Source organism: Sphingobacterium composti (genome assembly GCF_009829075.1).
Taxonomy (GTDB): Bacteria; Bacteroidota; Bacteroidia; order Sphingobacteriales; family Sphingobacteriaceae; genus Sphingobacterium; species Sphingobacterium composti.
Genome location: NZ_WUQZ01000073.1, coordinates 1 through 385, shown reverse-complemented (window position 1 = coordinate 385; position 385 = coordinate 1). Strand labels below are relative to the sequence as shown.

2 tRNA genes are annotated in these 385 nt (G+C 40.3%); both read right to left on the bottom strand.

Annotated elements, in window-relative coordinates:
- Positions 1 to 50 precede the first annotated feature (50 nt).
- A tRNA-Ala gene (locus tag GOQ17_RS16120) sits at positions 51 to 124 on the bottom strand.
- Positions 125 to 134: 10 nt separating this feature from the next.
- Positions 135 to 208 (bottom strand) — tRNA-Ile (locus GOQ17_RS16115).
- Between the last annotated feature and the right edge of the window lie 177 nt (positions 209 to 385).

The following is a 385-nucleotide window of genomic DNA, read 5'->3' as shown; positions in this document are numbered from 1 at the left end:
TTTCAATATGTCAAAGAACTCTTTGTTATTCGCTCTAAAGCGAAAACTCGTGGAGAATATCGGAGTCGAACCGATGACCCCCTGCGTGCAAGGCAGGTGCTCTAGCCAGCTGAGCTAATTCCCCTTACATTTCGTAGTCCCGAGCAGATTTGAACTGCTGACCCCTACATTATCAGTGTAGTGCTCTAACCAACTGAGCTACGGGACTAGCTTTATCTTTCTCATCTTTCTCATCTTTCTCTCGGTAACCACTTCCTTTCGGGGTGGGCACTTTCTTCTAATGTCTCTTTTTAGTACTTAGTAAGTAGATAGTAGTATTTAGACTTGTCGTCTTTTTACTTTTTATTTCTAACTTTTTACTTTTCCTTCTTTTAATCATGTATAT